This window comes from Neorhizobium sp. P12A (assembly GCF_008365395.1).
GTDB lineage: Bacteria > Pseudomonadota > Alphaproteobacteria > Rhizobiales > Rhizobiaceae > Rhizobium.
Genome location: NZ_QOVX01000018.1, coordinates 67,802 through 87,653, shown reverse-complemented (window position 1 = coordinate 87,653; position 19,852 = coordinate 67,802). Strand labels below are relative to the sequence as shown.

General features: G+C 59.2%; 17 protein-coding genes. 3 read left to right on the top strand and 14 right to left on the bottom strand.

The window, feature by feature from the left end; genetic code table 11:
* Positions 1-97: 97 nt before the first annotated feature.
* The 13 genes from DTW90_RS29830 to DTW90_RS29770 form a co-directional block, all read right to left on the bottom strand.
* On the bottom strand, positions 98-3,229 hold the full coding sequence (locus DTW90_RS29830; protein ID WP_149343100.1) for an efflux RND transporter permease subunit: 3,132 nt from the start codon (positions 3,227-3,229) through the stop codon (positions 98-100).
* A gap of 4 nt (positions 3,230-3,233) precedes the next feature.
* Positions 3,234-4,439 carry an efflux RND transporter periplasmic adaptor subunit gene (locus DTW90_RS29825; RefSeq protein WP_149343098.1) on the bottom strand — a complete coding sequence of 402 codons (1,206 nt, stop codon included), beginning with the start codon at positions 4,437-4,439 and terminating at the stop codon, positions 3,234-3,236.
* A 30-nt stretch (positions 4,440-4,469) separates the two neighbouring features.
* Positions 4,470-4,712, bottom strand: coding sequence for a hypothetical protein (locus tag DTW90_RS29820; protein WP_149343096.1), 243 nt, complete (start codon positions 4,710-4,712; stop codon positions 4,470-4,472).
* Between the two features lie 330 nt (positions 4,713-5,042).
* Positions 5,043-5,408: a response regulator gene (locus tag DTW90_RS29815; RefSeq protein ID WP_132528199.1), complete on the bottom strand. Its 366-nt coding sequence runs from the start codon at positions 5,406-5,408 to the stop codon at positions 5,043-5,045.
* 77 nt (positions 5,409-5,485) lie between these two features.
* Positions 5,486-6,121, bottom strand: a complete 636-nt coding sequence (locus DTW90_RS29810) for a response regulator transcription factor (protein ID WP_132528198.1) — start codon at positions 6,119-6,121, stop codon at positions 5,486-5,488.
* Entirely contained in the window at positions 6,114-7,724 is a 1,611-nt protein-coding gene (locus DTW90_RS29805) for an ATP-binding protein (protein WP_348642668.1), read from the bottom strand. Before DTW90_RS29805 ends, DTW90_RS29810 begins: the two co-directional genes overlap by 8 nt.
* Before the next feature lie 622 nt (positions 7,725-8,346).
* Positions 8,347-9,219 carry a transporter substrate-binding domain-containing protein gene (locus DTW90_RS29800; RefSeq protein ID WP_149343095.1) on the bottom strand — a complete coding sequence of 291 codons (873 nt, stop codon included), beginning with the start codon at positions 9,217-9,219 and terminating at the stop codon, positions 8,347-8,349.
* 34 nt (positions 9,220-9,253) lie between these two features.
* Positions 9,254-10,018 carry an ATP-binding cassette domain-containing protein gene (locus DTW90_RS29795; protein WP_149343093.1) on the bottom strand — a complete coding sequence of 255 codons (765 nt, stop codon included), beginning with the start codon at positions 10,016-10,018 and terminating at the stop codon, positions 9,254-9,256.
* A complete protein-coding gene (locus DTW90_RS29790; protein ID WP_149343091.1) occupies positions 10,015-10,740 on the bottom strand; it encodes an ABC transporter permease in 726 nt (241 codons plus the stop codon). Before DTW90_RS29790 ends, DTW90_RS29795 begins: the two co-directional genes overlap by 4 nt.
* On the bottom strand, positions 10,740-11,459 hold the full coding sequence (locus tag DTW90_RS29785) for an ABC transporter permease subunit (protein WP_149343089.1): 720 nt from the start codon (positions 11,457-11,459) through the stop codon (positions 10,740-10,742). Before DTW90_RS29785 ends, DTW90_RS29790 begins: the two co-directional genes overlap by 1 nt.
* 117 nt (positions 11,460-11,576) lie before the next feature.
* Positions 11,577-12,428 (bottom strand): transporter substrate-binding domain-containing protein, encoded by an 852-nt coding sequence (locus DTW90_RS29780; protein WP_149343087.1) that lies wholly within the window; start codon positions 12,426-12,428, stop codon positions 11,577-11,579.
* Positions 12,429-12,489: 61 nt separating this feature from the next.
* Positions 12,490-14,184 (bottom strand): M28 family peptidase, encoded by a 1,695-nt coding sequence (locus DTW90_RS29775; RefSeq protein ID WP_149343085.1) that lies wholly within the window; start codon positions 14,182-14,184, stop codon positions 12,490-12,492.
* Positions 14,177-15,601: a M20 family metallopeptidase gene (locus DTW90_RS29770; RefSeq protein WP_149343083.1), complete on the bottom strand. Its 1,425-nt coding sequence runs from the start codon at positions 15,599-15,601 to the stop codon at positions 14,177-14,179. Before DTW90_RS29770 ends, DTW90_RS29775 begins: the two co-directional genes overlap by 8 nt.
* A 179-nt stretch (positions 15,602-15,780) precedes the next feature.
* Between DTW90_RS29770 and DTW90_RS29765 the strand changes: the two genes are divergently transcribed.
* From DTW90_RS29765 to DTW90_RS29755, 3 genes are all read left to right on the top strand, one after another.
* Positions 15,781-16,455 (top strand): GntR family transcriptional regulator, encoded by a 675-nt coding sequence (locus DTW90_RS29765; protein ID WP_149343081.1) that lies wholly within the window; start codon positions 15,781-15,783, stop codon positions 16,453-16,455.
* A 74-nt stretch (positions 16,456-16,529) separates the two neighbouring features.
* Positions 16,530-17,996 carry a glucose-6-phosphate dehydrogenase gene (gene zwf, locus DTW90_RS29760; RefSeq protein ID WP_149343079.1) on the top strand — a complete coding sequence of 489 codons (1,467 nt, stop codon included), beginning with the start codon at positions 16,530-16,532 and terminating at the stop codon, positions 17,994-17,996.
* A 440-nt stretch (positions 17,997-18,436) separates the two neighbouring features.
* Positions 18,437-18,709 carry a helix-turn-helix domain-containing protein gene (locus DTW90_RS29755; protein ID WP_149343118.1) on the top strand — a complete coding sequence of 91 codons (273 nt, stop codon included), beginning with the start codon at positions 18,437-18,439 and terminating at the stop codon, positions 18,707-18,709.
* Positions 18,710-18,760: 51 nt separating this feature from the next.
* Here the strand turns inward: DTW90_RS29755 and DTW90_RS29750 are convergent, their stop codons facing one another.
* Positions 18,761-19,843, bottom strand: coding sequence for a YihY/virulence factor BrkB family protein (locus DTW90_RS29750; protein ID WP_149343077.1), 1,083 nt, complete (start codon positions 19,841-19,843; stop codon positions 18,761-18,763).
* Between the last annotated feature and the right edge of the window lie 9 nt (positions 19,844-19,852).

Here is a 19,852-nt window from a genome sequence, read left to right as displayed (position 1 = left end):
AAATCACCATGATGCCCTTGCGTGTTGATTTCCGCCAAGTTTTTATCCGCACCCCAAGCGGGGCATTTCGCAGCGGAAATCAACAAACAGCCCACGTTTAGGTCGATGGGCCGAGAGATCGCGTTGCTGCCGCTTCGGCGACAGCCCCGGTCTGCCTCCGTCTCGTTGCGAGGCTGCTGAGCTTTTCGAGATAGAGATAGACGACGGGTGTGGTGTAGAGAGTCATCACCTGGCTAATGATAAGACCTCCCACGATGGCGTAGCCGAGTGGCTGGCGGAGTTCGGAGCCGGTACCGTGGCCGAGCATCAATGGTATGCCAGCCAAAAGAGCGGCGGCGGTCGTCATGATGATCGGCCGGAAGCGCAGGAGGCACGCTTGTCGAATGGCGTCTTCCGGTGACAACCCAGACTCACGCTGCGCGGCGATCGCAAAATCCACGATCATGATGCCGTTCTTCTTCACGATGCCGATCAGAAGGATTACGCCGATAAGGGCTATGACGGTGAAGTCGAACCCGAACAGCCAGAGCATCGCCAGCGCACCCAGGCCCGCAGACGGAAGGGTTGAAAGAATGGTCAACGGGTGGAAGTAGCTTTCGTAGAGCACGCCGAGGATGAGATAGATGACGATGATCGCAGCCAGTACCAGCACCGGCTCGCTTGCGAGCGAGGTCTGGTATGCCTGCGCATTGCCCTGGAACGTGCCGATAAGCGTGGCCGGTTTGCCCATCGTGGTTTCGGCCTGGCCGATTGCGGCGACCGCCTGGCTGAGCGCTACTCCCTTGGAGAGATTGAAGGAGAGCGTCACTGAAGGAAACTGGCTCTGGTGATTGACCGCCAGGACAGCGGTCGGTTCCGTGGTCTGCTTTACCAGGAGGTTGAGCGGTACCTGTTCGCCGGTAAGCGGCGACTTGATGTAGAGCCCGTCGATCGCCCGGGGAGAATTCTGGAATTCCGGGGCCAGCTCGAGCACGACATGATAGCTGTTCAGGTCGGTAAAATACTGCGTGACCTGCCGTTGGCCGAATGCGTCATAGAGCGTGTTGTCGATCGTCTGAGGCGGAATGCCGAACCGTGAGGCCTGGTCGCGGTCGATCTCAAGCGTGACCGTGGCACCCCCATTCTGCTGATCGGTGGCGACATCGGCGAGTTCCGGCAGGGTCTTGAATTTCGCAAGCAGTTTTCCCGCCCACTCGTTCAGCTCGTCCTCATTGCCGTCTTGCAGCGTATATTGAAACTGGGTTGCAGAGCTGCGTCCGCCGACATTCACATCCTGTGCCGCCTGAAGGAAGAGCTGGGCACCCTGCATCTGGGCAAGTTTAGGACGCAGCCGGTTGATAATTTCCGTGGCGGATGCGTCACGCTCATCAAGGGGCTTGAGCGTGATGAACATGCGGCTGGTATTGACGGTGAGGCCAGGCCCTGCCCCCACCTGCATGCCGACGGTCGCCACGCCCGGATCGCTGCCAACGATGCGTCCAGCTTCTATCTGGAGGCGAGACATTTCGGCAAACGAGATGTCCTGAGATGCTTCGAGGACCCCGGTAACAAGACCGGTGTCCTGCGTTGGAAAGAAGCCCTTGGGGATCTCGACGAAGACGAAGGCCGTTGCGACCAGCGACGCGAGGAAGGTCAGAAATGTTGTCCGATGATGGCGCAACGCTACGTCGAGCGTTTGACGATAGCCCGCGAGCAGGTAATCGAAGCCATGTTCGAAGGCCATGTAGAGCCGCCCATGACCTGACTTCTCCTCCGGCTTCAGAAAGCGGGAGCTCATCATTGGCGTGATGGTGAGGGAGATCAGCGCTGAAACGACGATCGTCATGGTAACGGTGATCGCGAACTCACGAAACAGCTCGCCCACGATACCGCCCATCAGGAGTAGCGGAATGAAGACGGCGACGAGCGAAATGCTGATCGAGATGATGGTGAAGCCGATCTCCTGTGCGCCGTCTATGGCCGCCTGTCGCGGTGTCTTTCCCATTTCCATGTGTCGATGGATGTTCTCGATCATGACGATCGCGTCGTCGACCACAAAACCAACCGCGATACTGAGGCCCATCAGCGACAGGTTGTCCAGGCTGAAGCCGGCGACGTACATGAGTGCCAATGTTGCCAGCAGGGCCAGCGGCACTGTGACACTTGGAATGGCTGTCGCCCAGAAGCTTCTGAGGAAAATAAAGATGACCATGACGACAAGTGCGATGGTGATCACCAGCGTGGTTTCCACGTCGAGAACGGAGGCGCGAATAGTAGTCGTCCGATCACTCAGTACGGAAAAGCGGATGGCGGCCGGCGCGATGGCTTCAAGCTGAGGTAGCTCCGCCTTGATCTGGTCGACGGTGTCGATGACGTTCGCGCCTGGAAGTTTGAAGATCGGCAAGAGGATTGCCCGCTTTCCGTCTGCCCATGCAGCCAACTGCGTATTTTCCGCGCCGTCAACCGCCTTGCCGACATCGCCGATGCGGATCGGCGCCCCATTCTTGTAGGCAATGACCGCGTCATTCCATGGAGCTGCCTTCAACAACTGATCGTTGTCGTAGATCGTGAAGGTTCGCTGGGCGCCCTGCACCGTACCCTTCGGCGCGTTGCTTGTAATGCCTGTGACCGCAGTGCGGATGTCTTCGAGAGAGAGGCCCAGCTCAGCAATTTTCTGAGGATCGATCTGGATGCGAACCGCAGGCTTCTGCTGGCCAAATATCAGGACCTGGGATACCCCGTTGAGTTGGCTGATGTGCTGGGCAAGCACGCTCTCTGCAAAATCATCAACCGCCGTCAGCGGCATCGTATCCGATGTCAGCGCGAGAACCATGATCGGTGGATCTGCGGGATTGACCTTTCGATAGGTCGGCGGCGAAGGAAGCCCCGTCGGCAGTTGTCCGCCCGCCGCGTTGATCGCCGTCTGAACGTCCTGCGCAGCACTGTCGACGTTGCGTGAAAGGTCAAACTGAAGCGTGATCGAGCTATTTCCCAGCGTGCTCGTCGAGGTCATCTGCGACACGCCCGGGATTTGGCCGAACTGTCGTTCGAGCGGCTGGGTAACCGATGACGCGATCGTCTTGGGGTCTGCCCCGGGCAATTGCGTCGACACCTGGATAGTCGGGAAGTCGACTTGCGGGAGAGGTGCTACCGGCAGCAGCGGATAGGACGCCAGGCCTATAGCGAAGAGCCCTGCCATGAACAGCGAGGTTGCGATCGGCCTTTGGATGAACCACGACGAAATGGACATGATCTTAATCCTTCTGCGCGGTTGTGGACGAGGTCGCTGCCGCGACCGACACCCGGGTTCCCTGTTCCAGGCGATACTGCCCTGCAGTGACGACGCTCTCCGTGCCGTTAAGGCCGGTTTCGATGACGGCGCTGCCATCGTCTATTGGGCCTGTGGTGACTTTTTGCGCCGCGACGGCGCCATTGCTTCCGACTACATAGACGAAGTATCCATCAGGACCTCTCTGGAGGGCTGAAGACGGCACCGTAAGTGCACTGCGAAGAACCTTCTCGCGGACCCGAAGCCTGATGAACTGGCCCGGCCACAACGCCCCGTCCGAATTCTCGAAAGTGGATTTAATCCGCAGCGTCCCGCTGGTCTGGTCGATCTCGTTATCGATGAGCGAGAGCGTCCCGGTGGCAAGCACCGAACGCTGAGCCATAGACAGGGCGGCCACTTCGACCGGGCCAGCCTTCAGGGCATCCCGCACTTCGCCGAGATCATCCTCGCGCAGCGTCGAAATAACCGAGATCGGCCGCGTCTGGGTGACGGTCACGATGCCCGACGTGTCGGTAGTGTGGATCTGGTTACCCACGTCGACCAGCCGTATGCCGGTGCGACCGTCGATCGGAGACCTGATCTGGGTGTAGGAAAGCGAGACGCTCGCAGACTCCTTTGCAGCCTGATCCTCGGCAAGTTGGGCATTGAAGCCAGCCACCGCGCTTTGTTGTGTCTCGACGGTCTCGGCCGTTGTCACATTCTGCTTCTCAAGGGTTTGGTCTTTCGAAAGCAGGTATTGGGCGTTGGTGAGATTTGCCTGGTCTTGCTGAATCTTGGCAACGGCCTGGTCCAGGGCTGCCTGGAAGGGTCTGGGGTCGATGACAGCCAGCAGGTCGCCCTTCTTGACCTCCTGACCTTCTTGAAACAACACGCTCTGCAGCTCGCCGTCGACACGCGCCTTGATCGAGACCGTATTGAACGCCTGAACTGTTCCGAGTCCTTCCAGATAGACCGGAACGTCCCTTGTCTGCGGTCTCGTCGCCTGGACGGGAATCGATGGAACGGCATGAGTCTCGGCGGCATCTGCTTTTCGAACAGTGGTCGTCGAATACCAGAGCGAGACCCAGATAGCCGTGCCGGAAAAGACCGCCACCATGCAAACCACCGAGAGCGCCACAACCGTCGATCGGGAACGCTTTACGGCCTCATGCGGGTTTTCAGAATCGTTCATGGCAAATCTCCAGAGCGCGGGTTAAAGATCTTACTTGCCGAGGGGGCGCGACAAAGCCTGGCGAATACAGTCCGCGACACCGCTGTCGACTTCTGCGTCATCCTTCGAGGGATCGTTATGAGCCCGACGGGGCCGGATTCCGAAGGGCATGGCGATGATGATGGCGGTGGTTTTCGCGACTTCGCCGCTGCCAGCAGTGACATCTTCCAACCGGCAAACGATGCCGCGAGATTCACCGGTCGGAATGACGATTTTCTGCTTTTCTTTTGACATGGCCGTTCTCCTTGGCTGTCTTGCGAGGAGAGGTTAGGCCTGTCATGCACGGGTCGCATCTATACACAGGTTTAGCTGGGCATGGACATTGGCGCTATAACCGGCCCTGCTTCGCCGCGCCGCGGAGGCATTGATTGTGGTGTGAAAAAATACCACGGGTTGAGATACGGGCTTTCCCGATCGGGTGCAGGTGCGGGGACTCTGATGTGCTGGCTGAGCGTGCCGGCGGATACCACCAGCCTGCTCAATTTGCCCGGCGCCGCGCGGAGATGATCGTCGTCGCTCTTGCCTCGGCTATATCGACCTAAGCTTGCATGCGAGGTGGGCCGGTTAGACGATTGCGGACTCCAGGCAATCGATGAGGCTGCCGATGTCGACCGGCTTCCCGAGAAATGCCAAGGCGCCGCCATTCATCGCAGCCGAACGTGTTCTTTCATCCCTATAAGATGTCATGAAGATCATGGGGGGGCGGTGCGGCTCCTCGTTAAGCTTGGCTTGCAGCTCGATCCCGCTAAGGCCCTGCATCTTGACGTCGGCCAAGATGCAGCCGATCGCCTCTCGCGGTTCGTAAGCCAGGAACTCTTCGGCAGAGGCGAACAGAAGGCTCTCATGCCCTAGGGATTTGACAAGATCGTCAAGCGCTTCACGGATGGCTTGGTCATCGTCGACGATCGCGACTAAGGATGAATGGGACACAATATTCAACTTTCCTTGTTATTTCCACCCAGCGCATTGCGGGCCGGATGTACTGCCGGAGCGCTCGACGACTCGCACTATTGAGCGAACTTCTCCGTGACGCGCACCAGGTCAGCGACTGACCGCACCTGCATCTTGCGCATGACGTTTCCTCTGTGGAGTTTTACCGTGATCTCGCTTATCCCGAGTTTGTGGGCGATCTGCTTGTTCATCATTCCTTGCACGACCGCGGCCATGACTTCCCGTTCCCGAGGCGTCAGCGTATCGACACGGTCGGCTATGGCCTGCACCTGCTCCTGCTCCCGCATGTGCTTCGCATTGTGCTCGATGGCCGCAGTGACTGCATCCAGGAGATCCTGGTCTCTAAACGGCTTGGCAAGAAAATCTACGGCGCCCGCTTTCATCGCCCTCACGCTCATCGGAATGTCCCCGTAGCCGGTCATGAACACGATCGGCATCGTGCTGCCACCGCTTTCGAGTTGAGACTGGAAGTCCAAACCATTGACGCCCGGCAATCTGACATCCAGCACGATGCAGCCGGGCCTGCGAAAATCGGCGCGGCGCAGGAAGTCTGCAGGGCTTTCGAATGCGAGCGCTTCAAAATGCATCGAACGGAAGAGATCCTCGAGGGATTCTCGCATCGATACATCGTCATCGACGATGTAGACGATGGGCTCGCGGTTCTGTTGCTTCGTTTCCCGGGCGCTAGGCATTGGCAACCTCCACTGGCAGTCTGATCTCGAAGACGGCACCACCTTCGGGATGATTTGAACCCACCAACGAGCCGCCGCGTGCCTCTATCGTACTCCGGCAAATCGAAAGACCCATGCCCATTCCGCTTTCCTTCGTCGTGTAGAAAGGAAAAAACAGCTTCTCCAAAGTATCTGCGCTGAGGCCAGGACCAGTGTCCCGCACTGTGATCGCAACGACTTTCGCATTGTCGGCTGCGTCCAGCGCAATGGTTATCCGCCTGTTTTCCGATCGAGCTGCGCTCATCGCCTGAACGGCATTGGCGATTAGATTTATCATCACCTGCTGCATCTCGATCTTCACGGAAGAAATGGATGGAACGCGAGCAATCTGGACGATTTCGACGGTGGTTCGCTCTTTCTCCAGTTCATGTTCCATAAGAGCGAGGGTATCTCTGACAAGGGCACTTAAATCTACCTGTTCGATACCTTCCTGGGACTGGGACAACAAAGACCGCGTGTTGTGAATGATTGAGCTTGCCCGCTGGCTGTCCCGGATCATCCGTTCTGCCGACCGTCTTGCTGCCGCGAGATCGGGAGGATCGCGATCGAGCCATCTCAGCAGAGTCTGAGAATTAACAACGATTGCGCCAAGCGGCTGATTCAGCTCATGCGCCAAAGAGGCGGACATCACGCCGACGGTTGCAGCCCTCGCCGCCCGGGTCAGTTCGGCCTGAGCTTCAACAAGAGCTTTGCGAGCCTGCTCGCGTTGTGTAATATCGACCATGCTGACGACCACGCGGTTAAACGCAGCGGGATCGTCCGGGAAGCTGATGCTGAGCAACACGAGCTTCGTCTCGCCGGCTTCAGCCGTTATCTCCGCCATGCCCTCAAAAAAACTCGCGCCATCGAATATCGCCTGCAAGACATCGAGGAAGGCTTCATTCGCTGGCGAAATAAAGTGGGACATGACGCCTGGGGAATTGGTGCCTGCACGCCGTCCAAGAAGGTCAACGGCCGCGTCGTTTGCGGCCACGACGCCGATCATCGCGATGCATTGCGGAATGACCTCCGGGTGAGTGCGGATATAGTCACGCAAGTCGGTTACGCCTTCCTCCTTGAGGCCAACTATATAGGCGCGTACCCGCGAATAATCTCGCTCCCAGAGCGCGACGCGAGTCATATCGAAGATAGAACGATAGCGGCGCTCGCTCTCGCGAAGCGCGGCATTGGTCATGAGTATATTCGTTCGAGCCCGGTCATTTCGCAGGAGGAGTGCAGCCGTCACGCAGAGTGCCGCCAGTGCTACCGTCAAACGTAGCGCTGTCTGCAGATCCGGGTCGAGCCCATGGGTCAACAGATAGGACAGAATCGATAGGCCGATGCACAATCCCGTCGCAACCAGCAAACCAGTCCTTGTCGTCGCCTCTGCCGAGAGCAACAAAACGATCACATATAGAACAGCAATCGCGCCCTCGATCTTCGTGTAGGTGTCAATGCTGAAGATTGCTGCCGCAGCGGCAAGCGCGATCACCCCGAAGACAAGGCCATGTTTGCTTCCTGCATGTCGTTCCAACCAGACATTTTTCTTTTCCGACATTGATTTAGTCTCACCTTGTGCGGGCAAGATACCGTGTTCCGAATTCGACCGAACCTATACAATGATTTAGGTCGCCCCGACGCAACTCACATCGATCGAACGCTGCCCTGCGCATGCGAACCTTCACGGCGCTGTGACTGTACGTGTCAGCGTGCTCGCCCCCTATGCACCACGTCAACTTGAAAGTTGTAGTGACGCGTGAGTTTCGGGTTTGCTATTTCTCAAACCTCGATTTCACTTCCAACATGCGCGGCCACTGCTCAAAAAAAGAGACTGCCTTTCGGGTGAAGGCAGCCTCTGGCGGATTGGCCATCCGCAGGTTCGGTGGAGGGGAAAACACCGAACAGTATTGTAGCTTGTCGCTACAGGCCTCATCGGGGGACTATCGAGGCACACGAATAACCTAGCGCGGAACATTTGGCGGGATAACTATACATAGGTTTGGGGTCGCATGGACCCTCTGCTCATGGCTCACCTATGCCGTGGTTCCGCCCTACACATGCTCTAGGAGCCGACGGTGCTGCAGTAATTGCGATCACGCTGACAACTTGCAGCTTGATGTAGTACCCTCGGTGAGTAAAATCGCGGCTTGAGTCGGCAAGACTAAGCGTAATCCTGCCGACTCTTTCTACCGGCAATCTCCAGGATTTTACCTCGGCGTCACATCGAAGCCGAACCACTTGTCAGAAAGCTTCTTGATCGTTCCATCGGCCTTGGCTGAAGCGATGGCTTCGTTGAACATCGCCTTAAGCTCGGGGTCAGTCTTGCGCAAGCCGACTGAGCTTCCGCGCCCCAGCAGTCCGCCTTGGAAACGAGGGCCAGTCATGACGAAATCCTCATTGCCGGGTTTGGCAGCGGCAGTAGAGATATAGGCGGTTGACGCCATGATCAGGTCTACGCGGCCAGCCTTCAGGTCGAGGTCGTGCTGCTCGGTTGTCTTATATTCCTGGATCGTGACAACATCCTTCAAATACTTCTGAGCGAAGGTGTCGGCGATCGAGGAGGTCTGCACACCGATCGTCTTACCTTTCAGAAGCGGTGCCAGCTGCTTTAATGCGTCGAGCGCACCGGCTTCATCGGAGGAGAGCGAGAAAACCTCGTCCTTTAGCGGTAGCTTGGCGAGATCGTCGGTCTTCAGCGTGGCGAAGGTCTGGCCTGTCGTGCCGTAGGAGTCGCTGAAATCGATGACTTCCTGGCGCTTCGGCGTGGCCGACATGCCGGAGATGATGGCATCGAACTTGCCGGCCTGCAGTGCGGGGATCATGCCGTCGAAGGATTGGACGACGGTGGTGCACTCAACCTTCATGTGGTCGCAGAGATATTTGATGAGATCGATCTCGTAGCCGTCGAGCTTACCGTCTGGTTTGGTGAAGTTCCACGGGCGGAATTCGCCTTCGGTCGCGATCGTTACATGCGTCCACTTCTTGCCGTCGTCGGCATGCGCGGTGCCCACCAGTGCGGGTGGGAGTGCCAGCGCCGATAGGCAGAACGCCGTCAAAATGGATGTCAGATATTTTTTCATTCGGTTCCCTTTCTTGTTATTTGAGTCTCGGTGTTCATTTCGAAATGAATTGCCGGAAGCGATCGGACTTCGAACTGGCGAAAACCTCACGCGGGTCGCCGTCCTCCTCGATCATGCCCTTATGGAGGAAGATCACGCGGTTGGAGACGTCGCGGGCAAATCCCATCTCGTGCGTCACGACCAGCATGGTGCGCCCCTCTTCGGCAAGGCCGCGCATGACGCGCAGCACTTCACCGACAAGCTCCGGATCGAGCGCCGAGGTCGGCTCGTCGAACAGCATGACCTTAGGCTGCATGGCGAGTGCGCGGGCGATCGCAGCGCGCTGCTGCTGGCCGCCCGAAAGGTGCGAGGGGTATTGGTTCCGTTTGTCGGCGATGCCGACTTTCGCCAGCAGGGCTTCTGCCTCTTCAATGCATTCCGTGCGGCTGCGCTTCTGAACGTGAATCGGCGCTTCGATGATATTTTCGAGGATGGTCTTGTGGCTCCAGAGATTGAAGCTCTGGAATACCATGCCGAGCCGCGAGCGAAGGCGATCGACCTGACGCTGATCGGCGGGGCGGCTTCCGTTCGCTGTGGGCTGCATGCCGATCACCTCGCCGGCGACCGAGATCTCGCCCGAATTCGGTGTTTCCAGCAGGTTGATGCAGCGCAGAAGCGTCGATTTGCCGGAGCCGGAAGAGCCAAGGATGGAGATGACGTCGCCCTCGCGCGCATCCAGCGAGATGCCCTTCAGCACCTCGACGGGGCCGAAGCTTTTATGCAGGTCTTTGACTCGGAGCGCCGGTACGGGATCCGTCATGATGCATCTCCCTGGATCGCGGGGACAAGTAAGGGGCGCGGCTGGCGCAAATGCGGGCTCAGCCAATATTCGACGAGCTGCACGAGACGGGTCAGCACGAAGTTGATGACGAGATAGATGGCGCCGGCCACAATGAAGACTTCGATCGCCCGATAGGTCTCGGAAATGATCTTGGCGGCAACGCCGGTGACTTCCATCAGCGTGATGATCGAGGCCAGCGAGGTGGCCTTCACCATCGAGATGATTTCGTTGCCATAGCCGGGTAGCGCCTGGCGGATGGCGAGCGGCAGAACAATGCGGCGGAACATGAGCATCCGGCCCATTCCGCAGGCCCGTGCCGCCTCGACCTGCCCTGCCGGCACAGAAAGCAGCCCGCCACGGATAATCTCGCTGGCGTAGGAAGCCGTGTTCAGCGTCAGCGCCAGCACAGCGCACCAATAGGGCTGGCGCAGCACCGGCCAGAAAATGCTGTGCCGAACTGCGGGAAACTGGCCGAGCCCGTAATAGATCAGGAAGATCTGCACGAGCAATGGTGTCCCGCGGAAGACGAAGACATAGAACCGGGCAGACCAATTAAGCGGCGCGATACCGGACAGTCGCGCCATCGCGAGCGCCAGCGCCAGAATAGCGCCGAGACAAATCGAGGTGACGGCAAGCGAGAGCGTCAGCGGCACGGCCGCAATCAGGCTGACAAAAGTCTCGCTGAGAAAATCCCAATCCATCACGCTCTCCTGACGCCGCGGTTGAAATGACGCTCCGCAAACCGCATCAGTCCGCCGGACACGGTGGAAATAGCGAGATAGATCAGCCCTGCGATCAGGTAGAAATCGAACGGTAGCCCAGTCGACCCGGCGCCGACCTGCGCCTGGCGCAGGAGTTCTGCAACGCCGGTGATGGAAACCAGGGCTGATTCTTTCAGCACCACCTGCCAGACATTGCCGAGGCCAGGCACGGCGTGTCGCAACGTGAGTGGCGCCACGATGCGCCGGAAGCGTATCCAGCGCGGCATGCCGCAGGCAATCGCCGCCTCGATCTCGCCTGGATGCACGGCCCGGAACGCGCCACGCAGGACTTCCGTCTGCTGCGCGCCGGAGGTAACGCCGATTGCAAGCGAGCCGGCGAGAAAGGCGGGAAAGCCGATGAAGCCATCGGCGCCGAACACTCTTCCGATCGCTGTGATGGCGGCGCTTCCACCGAAGTAAAGCAGGTAGATGACGAGAAGGTCGGGGATGCCACGAAGCACGGTCGTATAGGCATCAGCGGCGACCCGTGTGACAGCGTTGCCCGAAACCTTCGCCCAAGAGCCGAAGGCACCGATGACGATGCCGATCGCGTATCCGGCAATGGCAATCAACACGGTCATCGACGCGCCGGCAAGCAGCGCGTTGGCCCAGCCATCCGGGCCGAAGCTCAAAAGATCGAGGAAACCGGGCTGGTTCATTGCCTGGTCGATCCGGGAGGGGGCTTGCGATGCACAGACATGCTCATCCTATCTGTCGGAGCGGCGCCGTCGGTTGCCGTCGTGCGGGCGACGCGGAGACGGCAACAGCGGTTACCGTCAATTGGTGCCGAAGGTCGGTGTCAGGTCGAGCTTGCTCCACTTTTCCGACATGGCCTTGATCGTACCGTCCCTGGCAGCGGATTCGATGGCGGCATCGAACTTCGTCTTGAGGTCGGTCTCGCCCTTGCGCGTGCCAATCGCCACTTCGGTTGCCAGCATGGCGCCCTTCATCAGCGGTCCCGACATTTCAAGATCCTCGTTGCCGGGCTTGGCGAGCGCCGTGGTGCCATAGACGCCGCTGTCGAAGCCGGCATCGATGCGCCCCGCCTTGAGGTCCAGCTCGCGCTCCTCGGAATTGCGATAGGAGCGAACGGTTACGTTGCTGCCGAAATAGGCGTTGATCAGCTGCTCCTGACTGGTCGACTGCACGACGCCAACGGTCTTTCCCTTCAGCTCTTCGCCAATCTTCGTCATGATCGGGTCGGCCGTCGCCTTGTCATTGAGATTCAGCCGCTGGCCAGTGTCCGGCAGCTCGTTGACCGTACCGCCCTTAAGAAGCAGGAAGGTTGCGACCCCACTGGCATAGGGAAGGGTGAAATCGACCACCTGCTTGCGCTTCTCATTGATGCCGAGCGTCATGATCAGATCGTATTTGCCGGCGTTAAGGCCGGGAATCATGCCGGCCCAGTCTCCGGCGATCAGGTCGCACTCCACCTTGGCGCGCTTGCAGAGCTCGTTGATGACATCGACGTCGAGACCTGCGAGCTTGCCGCTCGGATCCATCATGTTCCAAGGCGGAAACGCGCCTTCGATGCCGACTTTCACATGTGTCCAGTCCTTGGCGCCGGCACCGGCCGGAGACAGGGCAACGGCGGCGAGCACCGTTGCTACGAAATCTCTTCTTTTCATCGGTTCATTCCCCTTTTTGTTGCCGTGCGATGCACGGTGAATTGCCGGAGCCTGGCGGCCCTTATGCTTTCGGTCTCAGCAGGTCTCTCAAAATCGCATTGGCCTCTCTCAGCGAATGGGCAATGCGGTTGCGGGTCTGACGCGCATGGACCGCATAAAATGCCGTGTCCGGTGAACCATCCGGGAGGCGCGACAATTCCCGGATGCCCTCTAGCGTCGGCCAGGGCGTGCTCGGTAGCGCCGGGTCGTGCCTGAAGCGGTCCCCCGCGGTATAGTTCAGGGGTACGAGGAGCCTTGACAGGCGCATCAACCCGCCATTGATCGTGTGTGCCTGTTCTTCAGAAGCACCTGCGGATCGTTGTTGCAGCTCCGTTGCAAGCCGCTCAAGCTCTTGCGCACCCGTCCGCAGGCAGGAGATGTCGAACCGTCCGGCAAGGGCGGCGCCCATCCGGCGCAGCTCGTCGTCGAGCGACCGGGCATAGACCGAGTAATCGTGGGCCAGCACCTCGTCCGTCAGAAGCCGATGCAGCGCCAGAAGGATGATCTTCGTGTCGCGTGCAAGATTGGCCGGGTCGATATGCTCGGCCGTATCGTGCGGCGTATGCCACCACCAGCCAAGCGCGGTCAGCATCTTGATCGGCGATGGCGGCTGGTGGCTGAGGCTGCCGAACATGGAGGGAATGCCAACGCCCCAAAATGACTGGTCTGCCGCGCGGCCATGGCGTCGACCGGCATGCTTCTGGCCAGAGACAGTCTCGATGGCCTCGAAGGCGACCGCGCGCAACTCGTCGATGACGGCGGAGTTGGTGAGCACGCTCGCGCCTTCGCCACCGGTCGAATCAACATTGACGTGGGCGACGCAGCGACGGTCGAGCTCGTCGAAATACTCGTCAGCATACCACGCCGAGCCGGAATAGCGGCCATGGGAATGGCCTGACCAGAAGCAGATGCGCAGGCCGCGTTTCCACCGACCGCGCTCAGCCGCCAGGAGGCGTGCCGCCTCAAGCATGGTGGCATTGGCGCCGCCATTGTCCATGACGCCAAAATGCCAGGTATCGTGGTGTCCGGAAAACAGCACGAAGGGGGCTTCCCCGTCGCCACCGGGCGCGGAGAGATCGGCGACCAGGATGGGCGTCTTGCGCCAGCCGGTATCGACCTCCGCCTCGATATGGGCTTCGACGGTCTCGCCGGCTGCCAAGCGCTGGCGCAGGCCATCACCCTCTTGCTTCGAAATCGTGCAGATCACCGTTGTCGGCAGTTCGGTGCGCGTATGCTGCGAGGGGCTTCCCCAGACCGGCGAAACGCACATCTCGTAGAGATGCTCGTTCGGGCTGACGTGGATCTGTCCGATAGCACCCGCAGCACTTGCGAACGCCGCGACCTCTTCCGTCGCGATCCCGTCGACGACGACGATCTTGCCTGCGACATTGCGATGTACAAAATCTGCCTCGGCGCCCTCGCCGACATGGATCAAGGCACCGTTAAGGCCGCCAGGAAGGGTCGATTGTGACATCGAATGCGTGATGCAGCGCAGGCTGACGCCCTCGATTTCAACCTTGGCGCGAACGGGCAGGCTGATATAGGCATCATGCGAGAGGAGCTCGGTACGATAGCCATAGGCCTCCATCTCGCGCCTGAGATAGTGGAAACTCTCCAACTCCTGCGGGGTCCCCGACAGTTTTACCCGTTGCGAGAACTCGTTGATATGGCCCATCAGACGGTCGACGTCGGGCGAGATTGCTGCGCTCTCAGTCATTGTTTTTCTCCGGCAATGGGGGCTCGACATCGTCGGGGATAGGGTTGACGAAGGGTGTCTCACCGAGGCGGCCCTTATGGTCCGCCTTGGCCGCCTCGATGAGGGACGGGTCAAGGAGCAGATCGAGTGCCGTACTGGCCATGACCTTTGCCGCATGCTCCATACCCTTGTGGGCTGCAGCCAATTTGCCTTGGGCGACCAGCTGCCAGGAGTGCCCCGGCGTCCCGATCGCGTAGGTGGCGCCGCGCATCTGCACGGTCGGGACGACCCAGCTGACGGTGCCGACATCCGTCGAACCGACCAGGGTGCCGTCGCCGGCATTCAGCGGGAAGATAAGGTTGCAAAGACCCTGGTTCTTCTGAGGCTTCAGTCCGAAGCGGCCGTAAGAGGCGGCGACATCCTCGGCGCTGAAAGTCTCCTGGAATTTGCGCGCGATCGCTTCGTCCCGATCGTCGAAGTCGGGGGGACCAAGCCTTTCGAGGTTGGCATACATCAGTTCTTCCAGTGGCGTATTTCCGACCAGATTGGCGTCACCGCTGACGATTTCGCTGCGCACCGTGGTTTCCGTCATCAGCGCTGCGCCGTCGGCGATCTTCTTGACGCGGGCAACGAGGCTGAGCAGCTCCGGCAGGGTGCGGCCCCGGACGAGATAGCGCACCGTGGCGCGGGCCTGAACGACGTTCGGTGCTGCCCCGCCAGCGTCCGTGATCGCATAGTGGATGCGTGCGCTGGAGGGCATGTGCTCGCGCATGTAGTTCACGCCGACATTCATCAGTTCGACAGCGTCAAGGGCGCTACGTCCAAGATGCGGCGTTGCCGATGCATGTGAAGCGCGGCCAGTGAAATGGAAGTTGATCTCGTTGCAGGCAAGCGAGATCGGGTTGTTGACGCCGGCAAAGGCTGCAGGATGCCACGAGATCGCAATGTCGACATCGTCGAAGACGCCTGATCGCACCATGAAGCCCTTGGAGGAACCGCCTTCTTCGGCAGGACAGCCGTAGTAGCGTACGCGTCCCTTCAAACCGTTGGCCGCGAGATAGTCCTTGACGGCGGCGGCGGCAAGCATGGAGCCGGAGCCGAGGAGATTATGACCGCAACCATGGCCGTTCCCGCCATCGACGAGCGGACGCTGTTCCGCGATGCCGGCTTCCTGGCTCAATCCTGGCAGGGCGTCGAACTCGCCCAGAATGGCAATCACCGGACCGTCCTCTCCCGCCTCGCCCATGACCGCAGTCGGCAAACCTGCGATGCCGCGCTCGACGCGGAAGCCGTCCTGCTCCAGAAGCCGCGCGTGTTCTTCTGACGACCTATATTCCTCATAGTTCGTCTCGGGCATGTCCCAGATCCGATCGCTGAGATCGAAGAAAGCGTGGCGCTTGTTTTCGACGACGTCCCAGATAGGCGAGGAGTTTTTCATGGCAGTCCGATTTCACTTGGATTATAGAGTTACCAAAATTGGCGCCAATTTAGGATACAAAACTTTTATGCGCAATATAGTGGCATGAGGATTTTTTCATCAAAGGCTGGGACGGCCTTGTCTTTGTGTATGCTCGTTAATGGGCGACATGATAACGATGCGGCAATGGGGTGAAAAAAATGGCACAGCTGCAGCCCGCAGGCGGGCAATTCGAGACCAGGGAAGAACAACCGGACGTGACCGACCAGATCCTACAGGACATCCTGACGGGGACCTTGTCGCCTGGGACTTGGTTGAAGCAGGCCGATCTTGAGCGGCGTTACGAAGCGACCCGGCCCGACGTCCGACGGGCGCTTGACCGGTTGGCGCAACGCCGGCTTGTCGCGCATGTCCCCAATCGTGGGTATCATGTCTTTGAACCTGACGGACGGCAGGCGGCTGAGGTCAGCGAAATTCGCGCCATTCTTGAGACTGCCATCGCCGGGAAAATCGTCGCGAATGCGACCGGCACGGCCATCGATCGCCTCCGCACCCTCGCTGACAAATTCGACCAGATGTCTTTGACCGGCACGATGCTGGAGCTTTATGAAGCGAATTTGAATTTCCACCGCGAGCTTCTCGCCCTCGGTGGCAATCAGGAACTCGTCAACCTTGTGACCGACATCCGCCAGAGAACCTCGTCTGCTCCGGTTTCACAATGGCGCACCCGGGCGCGCATCGAGCAATCCGGCAAGGAACATCACCTGATGATCGACGCGATTGCCGGTCGCAACGTGGAAGCACTTAAGGAACTGACCAGGGGCCATATTTTCCAGGGAACGGCGAAGGGTCATGACCAAATCGATGTCGCATAAGGTTATCAGTTGCGGCTGACGCACCACCGTTCAAATATGCTGCGCATCTCGAAAGTCTAACTGAAGGGTCTGGCATGGTTACTTTGCGCAAGAATTCAATGCGGGTTGGCCCCGGCTATCCACAAGTCGTCGTGCTCTTCGGTGCGACAGGCGATCTTTCTCGACGCAAGCTGCTCCCAGGCCTTTTTCATCTTATCAACGCCGGGTTCATTCCGAGCTGCCGCATTGTTGGCGTCTCACTTGACGATATCGATGCCGATGGTTTCCGGACGATCGCACGGGACTCGCTGGACAAGTTTCTTACCCGCAAATTCACGCAGGCCGAATGGCAGGACTTTGCCGCATCGCTCGACTACGTGCCGCTCGCTGGCGGCGCAGGGATGCTGAAGGAAGCCGTAACGAGGGCGGAAGAAGCACTGGGACCTGAGACCCGGCGTGTGCACTACCTGTCCGTGCCGCCGAATGCCGCGCTTCCCGCGGTGCAGCTTCTCGCCGATGCCGAGCTGGTCGAGCATTGCCGCATTATAATGGAAAAGCCGTTCGGCACGGACCTTGCCAGTGCGGTAGTGCTGAACCGGAAGCTGCACGAGGTGTTCGACGAGAAGCAAATTTTTCGCATAGATCACTTCCTTGGAAAGGAGCCGGCGCAGAACATCCTTGCGTTTCGCTTCGGCAATGGCCTCTTTGAGCCGATCTGGAACCGCAATTTTATCGACCACGTCCAGATCGACGTGCCGGAGACGCTCGGCCTTTCCACCCGCGCAGCATTCTACGAAACCACTGGCGCCTATCGCGACATGGTCGTGACCCACCTCTTCCAGATCCTCGCATTCATGGCGATGGAACCGCCCACGGCGCTGGAGCCGGCGCCGATCTCTGAGGAGAAGAACAAAGTGTTCCGATCCATGTTACCGATCGATCCACGCGACGTGGTGCGCGGCCAATATATCGGTTACCGCAAAGAGCCCGGCGTCGATCCCGAGAGCGACGTCGACACCTTCATCGCCCTCAAATGTGCGATCGACAACTGGCGCTGGGCTGGCGTACCTTTTTTCCTGCGTACTGGAAAACGTCTGGCGGAGGGGCAGCGCATCATTTCGATCGCTTTCCGCGAACCACCGAAATCAATGTTTCCAGCCGGCTCTGGTGTTGGCGCCCAAGGCCCCGATCATCTGACTTTCGATCTTGCCGACGCTTCAAAGGTCTCTCTTTCTTTCTACGGCAAACGACCCGGTCCGGGCTTCCGGCTTGATAAGCTTTCGCTGCAATTCGCCATGAGTGAAACTGGCCTTATCGGCGAAGTGCTGGAGGCCTATGAGCGCCTGATTCTCGACGCGATGCGCGGTGACCACACACTGTTCACCACTGCGGAGGGCATCGAGCGACTTTGGGAAGTCTCCCAGCCCCTTCTTGACAACCCGCCACCGGTTCGGCTCTACGACCAAGGCGGCTGGGGCCCAAAGTCGATCCATCAACTCATTGCCCCGCACGCCTGGCGATTGCCGTTCGAGCGCGCCTGGCGAGATTCACCGAAGGAGTGATCGACATTCGGCAACCAAAAAAATGCGCGGGCGGGTTGTCTCAGGGAAGATGAGCCTTGCCGTGCCATATGTGCTCACCGAGGAATCCCCGGTTTTCGGTAACGAAGTTCTTCTCGGCGTCACTTGCGGATTGTGCGGGCAGGTATCGAAGATGCTCCCCCATGACGCGCCGGCCCGCGTTCGAACGCATTTTCGACAGCCGCAACGACGAGCCGCTCGGCGCTGAGGGCCTGCCCGTTTTGATCAACACCGGACGAACGTTGCGAACGGCGTTCATGGTGAAAAGCGCGATCGGAATGGCGGCCGTGGATCGTACAAAACAGCAATACTTCCCGTCCGGGATGATTTGCAGCCTACGCCCGCTTTCTTCCCGATCGGTAAGGATAATATTGCAAATCGAAAAAACTTCCTGTCCGGTAAGCCGTCATTGGAGATGCTCGATGCTCAGGTCCGCACGTGATTTCGGAGCCGCCATCAAGGAAAAGCGCAAAATTCTCGGCTGGAAGCAAAACGAGCTGGCTAGTCGTTCGGGCACGGGCGAACGGTTCATTGTTGAACTCGAATCCGGCAAACCAAGCTGCCAGCTCGAAAAGGCGCTGATTGTCGCCCGTACTGTGGGTATCGAGATCGGAGACCTGAAAGCAGCCCAGGTGTCGAATGCGTCTTCGGAAGACGACCTTGGCTTCCTGCCGACCTTTGGGGATGGTCGATGACTTCAATCTACTACGAGGCCTTCCCACTCGAAGACTTCCGCATCGAAGGAGCTACTCCGCTGCCTTCCCAATCGTATCGGCCATGTAGGCGCCACGGCTGCCCATCAGGAGCGGCTTGCCCGTGGTCGTGTCGATTTCAGTCTGATGCTCCAGCTCTGCATTCAGTTCAGCACCGACGATGAGGATCGTCACCGAGAGCCAGGTCCACATGAGAAGTCCGATCAATGCCCCGAGCGTCCCGTATGTGGCATTGTAGTTCGCGAAACGATCAAGATAGACGGCGAAGGCGATCGACATGGCGAACCAGCCGACCGTGGTCGTCACCGCGCCCCAGGTCATCCATCGAAGTCGAGGCGGTTCGCGGCTCGGCGCGAAGCGATAAATCGCCATCACAGCGCAGAAGGCGCAGATAAAAAGCAGAGGCCACCTGGATATCAGGACAGCATCCGCCTGAAACCGATCGAGCCAAATATAGGAGAAGATCAGTGGGAGCACCGCCGCGGTCGCGACCAGAATTCCAACCGACACGATTGCGCAAACGGTGAATACGAGCGCGATCAGATTGCGCTTCACGAAACCGCGCTTCTCAGTTTCCTCATAGGCTACGTTCATCGCATCGAAGATGGCCAAGGCTCCATTGTGCGTGCTCCAGAGCGCGACAGCGAGACCGACCCCGAAGGCAATGCTGAGCGCACCTTGCTGGCGATGCGCGAGGGCCTGGATCTGATCGGCAACGAGATCGAACGCACCCGGCGGGAGCAGTGCCGCCAAATCCCTCAGATGTTCGGAAATGGTCAGGGGATCGGCGACAAGGGCGTAAAGCGACACCAGCGCTGCAAGAGCGGGAAAGAGCGCCAGCAGCAGATAGAAGGTGACGCCGGCCGCGATCAGCGTCACCCGGTCATCAGAGACCTCGTTCCAGACACGTATAACGACGTCGCGGAGGCCTTGTGCCGGGAGCTGTTCGGGAACCGCGACATGCCGACCGTGGGGATCATCGCGTCTCCCCTCGCCGGGCGGACGCTGCATCAGCCCATCCGGATCCCTTGAAAGCGCGACCAGACATGCGAGCGTGGCGATCGATACCAATGCCAGCGGTCCCCATAGGCCCAGTCCACCGGAAAGCTTCGTCATCCAGCAATC